The 14694-nt window shown below is 68.9% G+C and carries 15 protein-coding genes and 2 pseudogenes; 11 read left to right on the plus strand and 6 right to left on the minus strand.

Going from position 1 to position 14694, the window contains the following annotated elements:
* Positions 1-35 precede the first annotated feature (35 nt).
* From rpmG to OHU89_RS46730, 6 genes are all read left to right on the plus strand, one after another.
* Entirely contained in the window at positions 36-200 is a 165-nt protein-coding gene (rpmG, locus tag OHU89_RS46705; protein WP_405652183.1) for a 50S ribosomal protein L33, read from the plus strand.
* A gap of 46 nt (positions 201-246) precedes the next feature.
* Complete coding sequence (locus OHU89_RS46710; RefSeq protein WP_405652185.1) at positions 247-507, plus strand: type B 50S ribosomal protein L31; 261 nt, start codon at positions 247-249, stop codon at positions 505-507.
* Between the two features lie 37 nt (positions 508-544).
* Positions 545-667 carry a type B 50S ribosomal protein L36 gene (ykgO, locus tag OHU89_RS46715; RefSeq protein WP_046258531.1) on the plus strand — a complete coding sequence of 41 codons (123 nt, stop codon included), beginning with the start codon at positions 545-547 and terminating at the stop codon, positions 665-667.
* 463 nt (positions 668-1130) lie between these two features.
* Entirely contained in the window at positions 1131-2345 is a 1215-nt protein-coding gene (locus OHU89_RS46720) for an NAD(P)/FAD-dependent oxidoreductase (RefSeq protein ID WP_405652188.1), read from the plus strand.
* A 10-nt stretch (positions 2346-2355) separates the two neighbouring features.
* Positions 2356-3294, plus strand: a complete 939-nt coding sequence (locus tag OHU89_RS46725) for a sigma-70 family RNA polymerase sigma factor (RefSeq protein WP_405652190.1) — start codon at positions 2356-2358, stop codon at positions 3292-3294.
* 404 nt (positions 3295-3698) lie between these two features.
* Complete coding sequence (locus OHU89_RS46730; RefSeq protein WP_405654958.1) at positions 3699-4364, plus strand: restriction endonuclease; 666 nt, start codon at positions 3699-3701, stop codon at positions 4362-4364.
* 287 nt (positions 4365-4651) lie between these two features.
* On the opposite strand, the gene OHU89_RS46735 is transcribed toward OHU89_RS46730, so the two are convergent.
* Positions 4652-5911 (minus strand): MFS transporter, encoded by a 1260-nt coding sequence (locus tag OHU89_RS46735; protein ID WP_405652192.1) that lies wholly within the window; start codon positions 5909-5911, stop codon positions 4652-4654.
* A 196-nt stretch (positions 5912-6107) separates the two neighbouring features.
* Here OHU89_RS46735 and OHU89_RS46740 point away from each other — a divergent pair, with 196 nt between their 5' ends.
* The 3 genes and pseudogenes from OHU89_RS46740 to OHU89_RS46750 all read left to right on the plus strand — a co-directional run bounded on the left by OHU89_RS46740 (position 6108) and on the right by OHU89_RS46750 (position 8687).
* Positions 6108-7028 carry an alpha/beta hydrolase gene (locus OHU89_RS46740; protein WP_405652194.1) on the plus strand — a complete coding sequence of 307 codons (921 nt, stop codon included), beginning with the start codon at positions 6108-6110 and terminating at the stop codon, positions 7026-7028.
* 129 nt (positions 7029-7157) lie between these two features.
* Positions 7158-7271, plus strand: a pseudogene (locus OHU89_RS46745) (AAA family ATPase); the annotation flags it as partial.
* A gap of 222 nt (positions 7272-7493) precedes the next feature.
* Complete coding sequence (locus OHU89_RS46750) at positions 7494-8687, plus strand: MFS transporter (protein WP_405652196.1); 1194 nt, start codon at positions 7494-7496, stop codon at positions 8685-8687.
* 89 nt (positions 8688-8776) lie between these two features.
* Here OHU89_RS46750 and OHU89_RS46755 read toward each other — a convergent pair.
* Together OHU89_RS46755 and OHU89_RS46760 are read right to left on the minus strand one after the other, a co-directional pair.
* A pseudogene (locus OHU89_RS46755) lies at positions 8777-9073 on the minus strand (transposase); the annotation flags it as partial.
* 26 nt (positions 9074-9099) lie between these two features.
* On the minus strand, positions 9100-9648 hold the full coding sequence (locus tag OHU89_RS46760) for an MOSC domain-containing protein (RefSeq protein ID WP_405652198.1): 549 nt from the start codon (positions 9646-9648) through the stop codon (positions 9100-9102).
* A gap of 199 nt (positions 9649-9847) precedes the next feature.
* Here OHU89_RS46760 and OHU89_RS46765 point away from each other — a divergent pair, with 199 nt between their 5' ends.
* A complete protein-coding gene (locus OHU89_RS46765) occupies positions 9848-10000 on the plus strand; it encodes a hypothetical protein (protein ID WP_405652200.1) in 153 nt (50 codons plus the stop codon).
* A gap of 323 nt (positions 10001-10323) precedes the next feature.
* Here the strand turns inward: OHU89_RS46765 and OHU89_RS46770 are convergent, their stop codons facing one another.
* The gene (locus OHU89_RS46770; protein WP_405652203.1) at positions 10324-10644 is read right to left on the minus strand and encodes a hypothetical protein; all 321 of its coding nucleotides are present in this window, start codon (positions 10642-10644) and stop codon (positions 10324-10326) included.
* A gap of 1007 nt (positions 10645-11651) precedes the next feature.
* On the opposite strand from OHU89_RS46770, the gene OHU89_RS46775 reads away from it, so the two are divergent.
* The gene (locus tag OHU89_RS46775) at positions 11652-12044 is read left to right on the plus strand and encodes a DUF6336 family protein (RefSeq protein ID WP_405652205.1); all 393 of its coding nucleotides are present in this window, start codon (positions 11652-11654) and stop codon (positions 12042-12044) included.
* A gap of 424 nt (positions 12045-12468) precedes the next feature.
* Here OHU89_RS46775 and OHU89_RS46780 read toward each other — a convergent pair whose 3' ends face one another.
* Both OHU89_RS46780 and OHU89_RS46785 read right to left on the minus strand, forming a co-directional pair.
* Entirely contained in the window at positions 12469-13590 is a 1122-nt protein-coding gene (locus OHU89_RS46780) for a fatty acid desaturase family protein (RefSeq protein WP_405652207.1), read from the minus strand.
* A 7-nt stretch (positions 13591-13597) separates the two neighbouring features.
* Positions 13598-14653, minus strand: coding sequence for a ferredoxin reductase (locus OHU89_RS46785; RefSeq protein ID WP_405652209.1), 1056 nt, complete (start codon positions 14651-14653; stop codon positions 13598-13600).
* Between the last annotated feature and the right edge of the window lie 41 nt (positions 14654-14694).

Below are 14694 nucleotides of genomic sequence, written 5' to 3' on the forward strand. Positions count from 1 at the left end.
TCAATTGGCTCGGACGGTGGCGGAAGGAGCACCTCATGGCACGCAGCACCACACGCGCCGTCGTCAAGCTGAAGTCGACGGCCGGTACCGGAGTCACCTACGTGACCCGCAAGAACCGTCTGAACGATCCCGACCGAATGGTCCTGCGCAAGTACGACCCGCAGGTCGGCACGCACGTCCTCTTCCGAGAAGAACGCTGACACCCGTCTTCGCGGCTCCCGTCGGCAGCATCAGAAAGGCCACCCCATGAGGCACGGCATCCACCCCGTCTCCCGCCCGGTCGTCTTCCGCGACCGTGCGTCAGGCTTCCAACTGCTCACCCACTCCACCATCCGTGCGGAGCGCACGGTCCTGTGGGAGGACGGCAGCACGTACCCGGTCGTCGACGTCGAGGTCTCGTCGGCGAGCCACCCGTTCTACACCGGCACCTCACGGGTCGTGGACACCGCGGGCCGCGTGGAGCGCTTCCAGAGGCGCTACGGCGCCACCATTTCCGCCCGCGCCTGACAGCGGACCTCGTTCGATCCCCCGGAAGGAGACGGCTATGAAGGTGCGAAAGTCCCTGCGCTCGTTGAAGGCCAAGCCCGGCGCCCAGGTGGTACGCCGGCGGGGTGTCACCTTCGTGCTCAACAAGAAGGACCCGCGCTTCAAGGCCCGCCAGGGCTGACGGCCTGAGCCGCACCAGCGATCTGGCCCGGCACCGCAACTGCGGTGCCGGGCCAGATCGCTGGTGCGGCTCAGCGGGCCGACGGCAGGCAGCACCCACTTATTGCCCTGCGACATCCTGAGTTCAAGGTCAGTGCTGAGGTTTTCGGTTCGGGATGACGACCTTGTGGGACCGGGATCAGTCCTCGGAGATTCGTAGTCGTAGCTCGCCGGCCGCACGCTGCTCTTCAACTGACCTGGTCAGGCTCTCTTGGTCTGGTCGCCGGTGTGTCCGCAGGTCGAGAATCTGGTTCGGGTGGTGTGCTTCAAGGTGTGGTTGATGCCGCCCCCTGTTTGCGGACGGTTCCGGCGCGTCCGCAAAGAGCCACCCGCGCCGGTCCGGTGACCCACCTCACACTCGGTCCTGTCAGGAATCGCTGAGCTGTCCCGCTCAAGGGACAAGCGATCCAGACAGGAGTCACACCATGAAGCACCGCATCCTCGTCCTCGGCGCCGGTTACGCGGGGGCCTTCGCCGCCGGGAGCCTGGCCCGCCGCCTCTCGCCCGCCGACACCGAGATCACCGTCGTCAACGCCGAGCCGGTCTTCGTCGAGCGGATGCGCATGCACCAGCTCGCGGCGGGCCGGGAGCTGGTGACCCGGCGGCTCGCCGACGTGTTCGCGGGCACCGGGGTACTGCTGCGCGTGGCGCGCGTCACCGCGGTGGACCTGGAGCGCAGGACCGTCGCCGTGACCGGCGAGGACGGTGACGGCGAGCTCGGGTACGACTCGCTGCTGTACACGCTCGGCAGCCGTGCCGCCGACCACGGTGTCCCTGGTGTGGCCGAGCACGCCTTCGACGTCGCGGGACGGCCGTCGGCGCTCCGGCTGCGCGCACGCCTGGACAGTCTGGGCCCAGGCGGCACCGTGCTGGTCGTGGGCGAGGGCCTGACCGGCATCGAGACCGCCGCCGAACTCGCCGAGTCGCGCCCTGGTCTTTCCGTGGCGCTCGCCGCCCGTGGTGAGCTGGGGGCCCGGCTTTCTCCGGGGGCCCGGCTCCACCTGCGGGAGGCCTTCGACCGGCTGGGCATCACCGTCCACGAACACACCGGCATCGAAGCCGTCGGGGCGACGCACGCGGCCGGTGCGGACGGCACCTCCTTCCCGGCCGACGCGACCGTATGGACGGCCGGGTTCGCCGTCGACCCCATCGCGGCAGCCGCCGGTCTTGAGGTCACCGAGGACGGCCGGATCGTCGTCGACGACACTATGCGCTCGGTCTCGCACCCGGACGTCTATGCCGCGGGCGACAGCGCGTACGCGATCGGCGTGAACGGCCGGCCGCTGCCGATGTCCTGCGCCTCGGCAGGACATACCAACATGCAGGCGACGGATGCGATCGTGGGACGGCTGACCGGACGCCGGGTTCCGGTCGTCAAGAAGACCTACATCGGCAACCACATCAGCCTCGGGCGGTACGACGCGATCTTTCAGATGGTCGATGGCGACGTACGGGCGAAGTCCTGGTTCCTGGGCGGCCGGAAGGCCGCGCGGTTGAAGGCGGGCATCCTCTGGGGCAGCCTGTGGGCCGTCTCGCACCCGACCTTCGGCGTGCCGAAGCGCACGCGCCGCCTGCCCGCCACTATGACGGCTGCCGGCACCGCGGCCGTGGCCACCGTGTCCGAGAATGCTGCCGCATAAGGTCGTCTGCATGGAGGGCACCGTCGCTGATCGTTTCGAGGCCGGCCGGGCACGGCTGGCCTCGCTCGCGTACCGTCTGCTCGGCTCGGCAGCCGACGCCGAGGACATCGTGCAGGACGCGTACCTGCGCTGGCACACCGCCGACCGGGAGCGGATCGAGGTGCCCCAGGCGTGGCTGACCAAAGTCGTCACCAACCTGTGCCTGGACCGGCTCCGCTCGGCACCGGTGCGCCGCGAACGCGCGGCCGGCGCCTGGATGCCCGAGCCGCTTCTCGACGGCGACCCGATGCTCGGCCCGGCCGACACCTTCGAGCAGCGCGAATCGGTGTCGCTCGCCGTCCTGACCCTGATGGAGCGGCTCTCACCGGTCGAACGGGCCGTCTACGTCCTGCGCGAGGCGTTCGCCTATTCCCACTCCGAGATCGCCGGCATCCTCGACATCTCGGAGTCCGCGAGCCAGCAGCACATCCACCGGGCCCGGCGCCGGGTCACGGCCGCGCGCCGCAGCGGCGGTGAGGTCGACCCGGCATCCGCGCGCAAGGTCCTCGAGGAGTTCCTCGCCGCCGCGTCCTCGGGTCGGACCGAACGCCTGGTGGCACTCCTCACCGACGACGCGACCGCGGTCTCCGACGGCGCCGGCCTCTCCAGGACGCTGTGGCGCTACGAGACCCCCGAGCGCATCGCCTCCGTGATGCGGACCGCCTTCAAACCCACTCCCGCGAAGCGGCGCCTGGTCGGCGGCTCGCCCACGATCCACATCGGGCAGGTCAACGGCTGGCCCGCCGTGCTCATCGTGCTCGAGGACCGGATCGTGGGCGCCGCGGCGTTCGAGATCAGCGACGGCAAGGTGGCGGCGCTGCACGGCTTCGCCGCCGCGGAACGGCTCGCCCGCCTCACCGAGATGTGGCGGCAACACCAACCGGACGCGCCGGCCATCGGCCAGTGGTGACCGGCGTCCCACGGAGGCCTTCCCGCCGTGGTCGGTTCCGGCAGGGTCGATGATCAGGCCGGGCCCAGCCGGACCGGGATCGATATCGCCTCGCGCCGGGTGGTCGGCGGGGCAACTGCCGATCACCTGCGGACCAACCTGGTCGCCGACGCCCTGCGATATCGAGACCGTTCGTGCGCCGGATGGGCATCGGCCCGGCCGTCGTCACCGGCTTCCTGTGGTTCAGCCGGCCCCTGCCGCTGGTGCCACCGGCCAGCGGCCCGGCCACGCTGGTGATCACGGTGCTGGCCGCGGAGCTGTGGACGAGGGGGGATTGTGCGCGAGGACAGGGGATTCCACGACGTCGATCACGTCGGCCGGTGCCTGGGCGGGACGTCGTGCGGCACGGTGGTAGAGGGCTTGCGGTGAGTGCCCGCCGACGGCGGCGCAAGGGTGACGATGATCTGCTGATTGCGCGGGGCGGGCTCGTGGTCGCCGGGTTGGTGCTGGTCAGGGTGGGGCAGTGGGTGTGGGCACACTGGTGGGTCTTGCTCGTGGTCGGCCTCCTGGCGCTTCTTGCCTTGGCTGCTTGGGCCCATCAACAGGTTGATCGGGTGAGATCCGCCCGGCTGCGGGTTGAGGGCCTGACGTACTCACTCGGGCAGCTGGATGCCATGCACCACAGTGCCTTCGAGCTCGCCGTACGGGACTTGCTGGCCCGGGACGGCTCCCGTGATGCACTGCGCTGTGGCGGTCGGGGAGATCTCGGGGCAGACGTCAAGGGCCACGATCCGCTGGGGCGGCTGTGGGTGATCCAGTGCAAGCACCGCAGGAAGGGTATGGACGGCTCGGCTGTAGGGACGCCGGAGTTGCAGACGCTCAACGGCACGGGCCGGCCGGTACACGGCGGCGATGTAGTCGTGATGGTGACCAACGCAAGGATCTCCGGTCCGGCCCGCGACTTCGCCCGGCAGCAGCGTCTGCATTTGGTCGACCGGCGGATATTAGAGCAGTGGGCCCGGGGCAGGCGGCCGCTGTGGGACATCCTTCCGGGTGTTCCACCGCCCCGGAAGCCTCCACAGCTTCGTTGACCTTCATCAGGACGATGTGCGGGCCCAGTTGATCCCGCCCATCGTCACGTCGCTCCTCAGAGCGACCGCTCAGATGAGAGGGAGGGGGAGGGCGAGCCGAAGGTGATGACGTCAGTGAGGGCGCCGTGCGTGCAGCTCTGGCATGTCCTTGTGCGCGAGGTCACCTGGCCGCGGGTGGCGAGTGGGGGAAGGCGTCTTCCCAGACGGTGCGCACGGTGCGGCCGACCACGACGCCGTAGCGCTTGCCCATCTTGACGAACCCCGTGTCGGCGACAGTGGCGGTGGGTTCAGCCGGTTGTGTGCCGGGTCGTTGTGCCCTGGGTGGGGTTGGCCGCTGGTTCCTTGGCCGATGACAGCTCCCGGCTCCGGTAGGTGCCCGCAGCCAGGGTCAGCGGGGCGATCAGCAGCACGAGTACCGCGACAGCGCCGAGTGCGGCGGGCAGGCTGGTGAGTTCGGCGATGCCGCCCACTATCGGAGGGCCGAGCAGGAATCCGCTGTAGGCGATGGTGGTCGCGAACGCGACTTCGCGCTCACCGCCGCCCCCGTCGGCCCGTCGCCCGGCTGCGCCGCTCAACTCCATGACGACGGGTGACGCGTACGCCAGACCGACACCGGCGACAGCGAAGCCGGCGAAGGTGAGAGCCGGCGAAGGCACGATGACCGCGGTGACGAGCCCCAGCCCACCGATGACCGCGCCCCCGATGAGCATCCGTGGTGCGCTCCAGCGACGCTGGATCGCCTCACCGCACAGACGGGTGCACGCCATGGTGATCGAGAAGCACGAGTAGATCAGGGCACCGGTGGCCTCGCTCAGCCCGCGCTCCTGCACACCGAACAGCGCCGACCAGTCCGCGGTCGCCCCTTCGGCTATCGAGGCACACAGGGCCACGCCGCCGAGCAGCCACAGCGCCGGTCGCCTGAACGGTGCCCGCCCGGCGCTCCCGCTCTTCGCGGGCACCTTGAGGAGTTCCTCGACGGGAATCCAGCGCGCGATGCCCACGGTGACGCCGCCGCAGATCACCGCGACGATGACAAAGTGACCGGTCGGCGCCAGCCCTTGTCCGGCCGCGACCGCGGCGCCGAGCGAACCGGCCAGCGTGCCGAAACTGAAGGCCGCGTGGAACAGCGGCATGATCGCCCGGCCGGTGCGCCGGGTCGCTGTCACGCCAGCCACGTTCATGGCCACGTCCATCACGCCGACCATCGCGCCGAGCACGATCAGCAGCAGGCCGAGCACTGCGGGCGACCTCGCCAGTCCCAGCGCCGGAAGCATCGCGGACCCCGCAACGCCGGACACCGTCATCACAACGCGCGCGCCGAAGACCGTGCACAGCCGGCCGGCGAGAAGCGAAGCGGAGATCATGCCGACGCTGGCCCCGAGCAGGGCCAGGCCCAGCGCACCCTCGTCCGCACCGATCTGTTCGGCCAGCGCCGGCACCCGAGGGGCCCACGAGCCGAGCAGTGCGCCGTTGAGGACGAACGCACCGAGGACCGCGATGATGCCCGGGTCCCGGCCACCGGCCCGGTCCGGATGGGTAACGGTCATGGTCAACTCCGTCCCGGCCCGTTCCTGTTCGCGCCATGCTCGGCCCGGCGCCGTGGCACACCTGCACTGATCTGAGTGGATCACGCCGATGGAGCCGAGCGTAGGTGCGCCGGAGCACCCGCCGGCCGCGATGGCAGGTTCGCACCAAGGAGATGGCTGGTTCACGCCAGGTGGATGAGGCGCCAGCTAAACCCCTTTGAGACGGTTCACGATCTCTCCTAGGTTGGCCCGGGTGACGATCGAGGTGCCCTACCAACCCATACCGGTTGACCAGTCGGACGTTCGCTACGTCCACGGCCCCGACTCGGTTCTTCAGCCGGGCGTGCCCGTCGGGGAGACGATCGCGTTCGACTGGAACGACAGCGCCATCTATCCGGGCACGTCACGGAAGTTCTGGGTCCACGTGCCCGCGCGGTACGACCCCGCTGAGCCGGCATCGCTGATGGTGTTTCAGGACGGCTGGTGGTACCTGGACCCCGGTGGAGAGGTCCGCGGCGCGATCGTCCTGGACAACCTCGTCCACCGAGGGGACATCCCGGTCACCATCGGCGTGTTCGTCGACCCTGGCGTCTTCCCCGACGCTGAGGAGCCGAAGAACCGCAACACCGAGTACGACGCATACGACGATTCGTATGCCGGCTTCCTCCTGAACGAGATCATCCCCGAGGTCAGGAAGCACTACGCGATCGCCGAGGACCCCGAACAGTGGGGCATCTGCGGCGGCAGCAGCGGCGGCAACTGCGCGTTCACCGCGGCGTGGCTGCGCCCGGACGCGTTCCGCCGCGTCATCGGGTACCTGTCCAGCTTCGCGCAGATGCCGCACGGCAACCCCTACCCCGACGTCATTGCCCGCGTTCCCCGCAAGCCGCTGCGGATCTTCCTCCAGGCGGGCCATCGCGACCTGCGCTGGAACGAGCCCGAGGCGAACTGGCTCGCCGACAACTTGCGTGTCGCGGCGGCGCTCGCAGAAGCCGGCTACGACTTCCGCCTCGTCCTGGGCGATGGCGGCCACAGCCCCAACCACGGTGGTGTCCTGCTCCCCGATGCCTTGCGCTGGTTGTGGCGATCCGATGATCACCCGAACCAGCCGGTGGGATCGGATGAAGCGGCTTCGTAGAAGCGGCCGACCCGGAGCAGGGCCCACAGGACGTTGGCTCTGCGGCGGCCCAGGGCGATCACGCTCAGGGTATGGCGTTTGCCCTCGGCGTGCTTGCGGTCGTAAAACGCCCGCGAGTTGGGGTGAGGGCTCTGCGCGGCCGTCGTCTAGCGTCTCACCTTCGGCGGGAACATCATCGAGACCGGCACCGAATCCTTCCGCCATGCCCAGACCCGGGCCAGGACCGAACAGGCCGCAGGCTGACGAACACGACGGGCCCTTCTCTGTTCGTTTCTGGGGCTGTTCCTCTACGCTCAGGGAGGTCAACTACTACATGACATCTGCCCGATGACGGAGTCGGCGTGGGGTGCGCGTCCCCGCTCCATGCCACCAACTGGACGGCTTCGGGCGCAGCCACGGGTCGGCACATCCGGACGCCGACGACCCCGTGTGGCGCGTCCCGCCGGGCGGCGAAAGGGATGCGCCGTGCCTTCGGCTTCGGCGAACTACCTCACTTTGCTGCGCACTTCGGGTGCTGCGGCCTTCTTCTTTCCCGCTGCTGTCGGGCGTCTGGGCATCGCCATGACGGGCATTGGCATCGTCTGGCTGGTGCACGCACGCACCGGGTCGTATGCCGCCGCGGGTCTCGTCACCGGAGCCTTCGCTGTCGCGGACGCCGTCGCCGGGCCCCAGATCGGTCGCCTCGTCGACCGGTTCGGGCAGGCACGGGTGCTCTGCTGCGCGCTGGGCGCACATGCGGGGGCCGTGGCGCTGCTGCTCGCCGGCGTCGTTCCGGACCTTGTTGCCGGAGTGCTGGTCGGGGCAACGCTGCCGCAGCTCGGTGCCTTGTCCGCCGCTCGCTGGTCCGCCCTGCTGTGCGGCGAACGGGCTGCCGCTCTGCCCACCGCCTTCGCCCTGGAGGCCCTTGCCAACGGCGTGTCCTACCTGGCCGGCCCCGCCCTGGTGAGTGTCCTCGGCGCGGCAGGCCGCCCGGGCGCCGGCGTGCTGCTCGCCGCCGCGCTCGTCGTCGGCGGCGGGCTCGCCCTCGCCGCCCAGCGCCGCACCACGCCGCCCCTCCCCGGCCGCGGAGAACGCCGGCACGCCCAACGCGCGCTGCTTGGCTCCGCGTTCCTGCGGCAGGTCGCGCTCGGCCTCGCGCTCGGGGTGTTCTTCGGCGCGATGCAGGTGTCCGTCACCGCATACGCCGTCGGACGCGGTACACCGGACGTGGCAGCGCTGCTCTACTTCGCCTCCAACTGCACCAATCTGGTGGGTGGTTGGGCCTACGGAGCACGGCGACACGGCGGTTCACCCCGGCGCGACCAGGCCGCGGCCGCAGTCGGCCTCGCTCTGGTGAGCCTCCCGCTGACCATCCTCGACGCGCCCCTCGCGATCGGCGCCACCCTCGCCCTGACCGGACTCGCTGTCCCGGTCCTCCTGATCCTCACTTCCGTCCTCACCCAGTCGTCGGTCCCGCGCGCCGTCCTCACCCAGGCGTTCACCTGGGGCAACTCCGCAAGCGCCGCAGGATCAGCAGCCTCTGCGGGCATCGCGGGACGGGTGGTCGACACGGGCGGTGCACACGGCGGCTTCGGCGTGGCGGCGGCCGCGGTGGCGATGACGGTCCTGGCGCTCGGCGGTCTGCGGGATGCATCAGCAGCCGAGGACGAACGACCGTGACACGGGCCGTAGGTCGGCACCATCAGGACGCCGGGGAAAGAGCCGAGCACCCCACGCGGTGCCAGAACCTCTGTCTCATCGACAACGCCACGGATCAGGGCGGTGCGGTCGGGGAAGATGCCGACCACGTCGGTGCGACGCCTGATCTCCTTGTTCAGCCGCTCCTGCGGGTTGTTGGACCAGATCTGCCGCCAGATCTCGCGTGGGAACGCGGTGAACGCCAGAAGATCGTGATGGGCGGTGTCCAAGTGGGCTGCGGCTTTGGGGAATTCGGCTTCCAGGGCGATGAAGGTAGTGCCGCAGCTGTGGGCTGTCACGTCGTCGGTGTCTGCCTGTTCGAAGACGGTCTGCAGCAGCGTGGCCACCCGTGGCTGGGCCGACTTCGGAACCTGGCGGCACGGTCACGTAGTCCCTAGAGTCGTTCCAGTGCGCGGTGCGGGCGAGCCGGAAGTTCAATTTCGATGGGATCGTTGGGGTGGACGGCTCCGCTTCGGCGGACGACGGCCATGACACCGCATGTGAAGGTGAACTCGGCGGAGTGTGGGTCCAGGGCGAACATCTCGCCCAGCAGACCGGTCCGGAAGTCGTTGATCTTCGAGCAGGGGGTGCGCAGTCCGGTCACCTCGATCACCGCGTCGTCTCCCAGGTGCAGCAGTGTGCTGGTGGGCAGGGCGAGGAGGTCCACTCCACGGGTGGTGATGTTCTCGCCGAGCTGTCCCGCGGAGACCTCGTAGTCCTTGAGCGCGAGTTCCTCGAAGAGTTCCTCGTGCATCAGGTGGACCTGGCGCAGGTTGGGCAGGTCCGGTTCGTAGGTCATGCGGAACCGGTGGCGGATTGTTTCACCGGCGTGGACGTCCCCTTCCACTCCGAGGCCGGCGAGCAGCCTGACGGACGGGTGGTTGGGCTTGCTGAACGCGTACGTGGTGTTGCGGCTCACCGCCGCGACGCGCCCCGTGCTCACCAGTGCTCCTCGTCGCCGTCACCCAATTCGTCGGGGCGTTGCCCCCGGCCAAAGACGCCGAGTATGACGCCCAGCACCCGGGGCACGTAGCCCGACCTGAAGGCGAGCAACCACGACATCTGGGACGCCGGGCTCATCTTCTTCGGCGTCCACCTGCTGCTGCTGGGGCCTGCTGGCCCTCGCGGGGCTCGGCTATCTCGTGGACAGCCTCGGCGCCTTTCTCTCCTCCGGGTACTCGGCCGAGGCGGCCGTGTTCACCGGCGTAGGCGAACTCATCCTCATGATCTGGCTCCTGACCAAGGGCAGGAACATCGGCTCACGGCTTCCCATACAGGCCGAGACGGCGCCCTGAGAGGGGATTCCGCCGCGTCACGCGCGGGCGACCCATACGCCGTCATTGTCGAAGCCGACGATGTCCGCTTTCCCGTCGCCGGACACAACCGGCGCACGAGAGGGGCAAGGGGCAGCACGCCGTTGACTCTCCCGCCCTGAGCTTCGCCTGGCACCGTGAGGCGCGAGGAATGCGCGCGCAAGCTCGCCGCAGCGTCGACCGATGCCGGCCCACTACGCGCAGCGAAACGCACGTGAGGTGGCGGGAGGGCCGGTCTTTCGCCTGCGCAGGCTGCTGACCTGCTGTGCCACTTCGGGGATGAAAGTGGCCACTTGATGGTGGCGTCAGGCGAATGCGGCCGCGGGCAGTTCTGCCTCCGTCTCTTCCCAGGGAAGCCAGAGGCCCAGCTCGTCCTCCAGGAACCGCAGGAATGCCACGTCGCCCGCCTCGTGCCCACTGTGAACGAAACCCAGCGCCTCGTCGGCTGGTGCCCCGTGGGTGAGGTGCGGCAGGCCGGGCTCGAAGGACACCACCGGCTCGCCCTGGAGGGCGTACTCGATACGGCTGAAGCCCTTGGCGTTGCGGTGGATACAAAAACGCCCGCCCCCGCTGGGACAGCGCCGCGAGGTAGGCCCCCGTACGACAGTGGAATTCCTCCAGCGCATACGCCCAACCGGCCACCGCGCCCGCCCGGACGATCGTGTCCGGCGGGGCGGGAAGAAAGCCCGCGTCCGTCAGCCGGGCAACCGCCGCTTCGTCCTCCCAGTCCAGGAACTCGAGGTCGCTGATGTGGTCCTCCTCGTCCCTGGTCAGCAACTCGAGTGCCGCGGAGCGGGTCAACGGGACAACGTGCTGCTTCTCGGCGTCGAGGCTGCGCAGCAGCTCGTGCGGCGAGAGACCCTCGCTGAGGGTGAGCGTGAAGCTGATGGGGTAGGCGTCGGCTATCCAGCGCAGCCCCTTCCATTCATGCCTTCGGTCCATCAAGCCACCCTCCCCGCATGGTGGTCCGCCCAGATGGCAGCCCTCACGAGCAGAACCTAACCCTCGCCACTGACACCTCGGGGCAGGACCGGCGCCTACAGACGCGTCAGTCAGGACTGACGCGGCAATGCGGCAGACGGATCTCGCCCGTCCAGTACATCAACCCAAGTGACTACGGACCGAGACGGATCAACACCCAGCAGGAACGCCCGCGATCGGGTCTCCCGGATGTGAGTCCCGCAGCAGGGCAACTATCTCGCCAACAAGATCAGGGCAGACATCAGCCAGGCGCAGAGGGCTCTTGACGGGACTCTTCCGAGACTCCATGCCTCGAAGCATGTCAGGCCCCGCTCCGGCCGGACACGTGATCGTCTTGTTCCGCTCTCGCGGCGCGAGCAGCCCGGTCAGGTACTCGTGGAACCCCCGCCACTGGGCGAGGCCGGCGAAGAGGTCGTCGAACCGGTCCGCGTACTCCTCCAACGGGCCTGGCGGTCGGACACGAACGACATTCAGATCATCTTCAGCCCTCAGCGCGGCAGTTGCCTCTTACCACCGCGCCCTACGACCGAACCACCCAGCCGTCCACCCACGCTACCGCCGGGTTTAACGAGCTACCGGTCATCGCACTGCCAGCGGAGGGCGGCCAGGGGGCGTTGCGGCTGCTCGGGCTGAGCGGGCTAGTGTGCTGGCCATGGCTTTGGACCAAGACGGCGTGACGCTGCCGCGGCTGCGGCCGACGGACGTTGCGCGGCGAGGCGTGATCTTCGGGTTGCTGGGCGTGGTGCCGCTCGTGGTGGCGACTTTGAGTATCTCTGGCCACAGCGACCGACGAGAGTTTTTGGCGGTCGTCAGTGGTCTTGTCGGCGTCTTCGGCGCGGGCTCGCTTGTGGTCGGTGCCGGGTTTTGGTGGGCCAGTGCGGGGGACATCCGACGCCTGCGGGACTGGCGCACCATCACGGGACAGGCCGCCTCAGCGACCCTCGTGGGTCCGGTGTTCCTGCGCTCCGGGCTGTTTCTGCTTGTCCTTGGGGCTGCCGCTTACGGGCTGTACCACCTTGTGGACGCTGCACCGTACGACAGCTGATTGCACGGCTAGAACTTGCGGGTCAACCACGGCTTCGTCAGCGACGAGTGTCACGACTTCTGGGCCGAACTCAGGGCAAACTCATGAGGCTTCGGCCCCGCCTGGCACGAGTTCACCGGAACATGCGCGCTTTGCTGGGCGCCCGATTGCTGGTGATGATCAGGGATCGGCCCTGTCGTTCGCTCGGGTGGCGGGCCCTGGTCCCCGTCGACGCGGACCCAGCAGTGCTGCACTCACGACGGGGCACGAGCCTGGCGGCTTCGTTCCCGGAGACCGAATCCGCAAGCAGCCAACTGCCGGGCGCGACAGCACCGGACTGTGAGCTCATCCGTCTGACGTCGCGATCGGCCACCGTCCGCAACGGATCTCACCGAACCCGGCGGTGTCGCCGCTGCGGCCGGGAGGTCCGAACCGATACGGGGACTCAGGCGGCGACGAGCTCCTGCTCGCGGTCCGGCGTTTCGACCTTGGGCTGCTTCTTGTTCGGCAGTGAGAGCCGGAAGACCTTGTGCCAGGCGGAGAACACCTGCTTGGGCAGCGGGCCGGTGACGTATTCCAGCTCGTACTTCTCGAAAAGCGCGCGTACCTTCACCGCGACCTCGGCGTACCGGTTGCTCGGCAGGTCCGGGAACAGGTGGTGCTCGATCTGGTGTGACAGGTTGCCGGTCATGAAGTGCATGGCCTTGCTGCCGCTGATGTTCGCCGAGCCCATCATCTGGCGCAGGTACCACTGGCCGCGGGTCTCGCCCTTGATCGAGCGGCGCTCGAAGACCTGTACGCCCTCGGGGAAGTGCCCGCACATGATCACCGAGTGGGTCCAGACGTTGCGGACCAGGTTCGCGGTGAACGTGGCGGCGAGCGTGGGGAGGAACGACGGGCCCGACAGCAGCGGGTGGATCACGTAGTCCTTGAGGACCTGCTTGCGGATCTTGCGGCCGACGGCCTTGGCCCGCGCGCGGAACTCCGGGTTGTTGCGGCGGCGCTTGTGGAGGTTCTTGCCGAGTTCCAGGTCGTACGCTGCGATGCCGTACTCGAAGAAGCAGGCGTTGAGGAAGTTCCACAGCGGCTGGCCGAGGTGGAAGGGGTGCCACTTCTGGTCCTCGTCGACGCGCATGATGCCGTAGCCGAGGTCGTTGTCCTTGCCGATCACGTTGGTGTACGTGTGGTGCAGCTCGTTGTGCGAGTGCTTCCACTGCTCGGACGGCGAGACGTGATCCCACTCCCAGGTGGTGGAGTGGATCTTCGGGTCTCGCATCCAGTCCCACTGGCCGTGCAGGATGTTGTGGCCGATCTCCATGTTGTCCATGATCTTCGCCACGGACAGTCCGGCGGTGCCGATCAGCCACGCGGGCGGGAAGATCGAGAACAGCAGCACGCCCCTGCTGACCAGCTCGAGCTTGCGCTGTGCCGAGATGACCTTACGGATGTAGGCGGCGTCTTGTTCGCCGCGGTCGGCGATCACCTCGTCGCGGATCGCGTCCAGCTCGCGGCCTAGCTCCTCGATCTGCTCCGCGGTCAGGTGGGTGGTGGGGTCGATGGCGGTCAAGGTGCTCCTACCGTTCGATGTCGCAGGGGCCCGCCGCGGCGGACACGCAGGTCTGGATGAGGACGCCCGGCTCGGCCTCGGTGATCTCGCCGGTGCGCAGGTCGCGGACGGCGCCCGCCTTGAGCGGCGTGACGCAGCCGAAGCAGATGCCCATGCGGCACCCGGAGGGCATGAGCACGCCGGCTTCCTCGCCGATGTCCAGCAGCGGCGTGGCGCCGTCCGCGTCGACCGTCTTGCCGGTGGTGCTGAACGTGACCTCGCCGCCGTCGCCGGCGACGACGATGCTGGGGCGGAAGCGTTCGGTGTGCAGGCGCTCGTGGACGCCGTGCTCGCTCCAGTGCTTTTCGGCGGCGTCGAGCAGGCCCGCGGGCCCGCAGGCCCAGGTCTCGCGCTCGGCCCAGTCGGGCACGAGGGCGTCGAGACGGGCGATGTCGAGCATGCCGTCCGTGTCGGTGTGCACTTCGGTGAGCCGCAGTTTCTTGTCCGCGGCCAGGTCGTGGAGTTCGTTGCGGAAGATCACGTCTTGCGGCTGTGGCGCGCTGTGGACCATGACGACGTCGTCGAACTCGGTGTCGCGCAGCATGCCCATCACGGGCGTGATGCCGCTGCCGGCCGTCAGGTAGAGCACCTTGGCGGGCTTGGCCTGCGGCAGCACGAAGTCACCGGTCGGGTGGTCGAGCTGGATCAGCGTGCCCGGTTTGGCCCTGCGGACCAGGTGGTTGCTGACCTTGCCGTCCGGGATCGCCTTCACGGTGATCGTGATGCGGCCGTCCTGGCGGTTTGTCGGCGAGGTGAGGGAGTAGGCGCGCCACAGGCGCACCCCGTCGACGTCGACCCCGATCCGCACGTACTGACCGGCTGTGTGGCCACCCCAGCCCCGTCCCGGCCTGATCACGATCGTCGCGGCGTCACCCGTCTCAGGGTGCACGGCCTCGATGCGCCCCCGCAGGTCAGCGCCCGCACGCAGCGGGCTGACCAGGTCGAGGTAGTCCGACGGCAGCAGCGGCGTCGTGACCATCTCCAGCAGTTTCCACGCCCTGCTGCGGAGGGCTGTACTCGTCATGACTCCAGCTTGCTGCGCCTCAAGGCGTAAAGTCCTGACCG

This window comes from Streptomyces sp. NBC_00019 (assembly GCF_045041015.1).
In the GTDB taxonomy this organism is placed as follows: Bacteria; Actinomycetota; Actinomycetes; order Streptomycetales; family Streptomycetaceae; genus Streptomyces.

What these genes read in the sequence shown, in the direction of transcription:
- ykgO (WP_046258531.1), top strand. Translation starts at nt 545, where the DNA reads ATGAAGGTGCGAAAGTCCCTGCGCTCGTTGAAGGCCAAGCCCGGCGCC.
- OHU89_RS46720 (WP_405652188.1), top strand. Translation starts at nt 1,131, where the DNA reads ATGAAGCACCGCATCCTCGTCCTCGGCGCCGGTTACGCGGGGGCCTTC.
- OHU89_RS46785 (WP_405652209.1), bottom strand. Translation starts at nt 14,653, where the DNA reads ATGACGAGTACAGCCCTCCGCAGCAGGGCGTGGAAACTGCTGGAGATG.
- OHU89_RS46725 (WP_405652190.1), top strand. Translation starts at nt 2,356, where the DNA reads ATGGAGGGCACCGTCGCTGATCGTTTCGAGGCCGGCCGGGCACGGCTG.
- OHU89_RS46735 (WP_405652192.1), bottom strand. Translation starts at nt 5,911, where the DNA reads ATGACCGTTACCCATCCGGACCGGGCCGGTGGCCGGGACCCGGGCATC.
- OHU89_RS46775 (WP_405652205.1), top strand. Translation starts at nt 11,652, where the DNA reads ATGGCTTTGGACCAAGACGGCGTGACGCTGCCGCGGCTGCGGCCGACG.
- rpmG (WP_405652183.1), top strand. Translation starts at nt 36, where the DNA reads ATGGCACGCAGCACCACACGCGCCGTCGTCAAGCTGAAGTCGACGGCC.
- OHU89_RS46710 (WP_405652185.1), top strand. Translation starts at nt 247, where the DNA reads ATGAGGCACGGCATCCACCCCGTCTCCCGCCCGGTCGTCTTCCGCGAC.
- OHU89_RS46770 (WP_405652203.1), bottom strand. Translation starts at nt 10,644, where the DNA reads ATGCGCTGGAGGAATTCCACTGTCGTACGGGGGCCTACCTCGCGGCGC.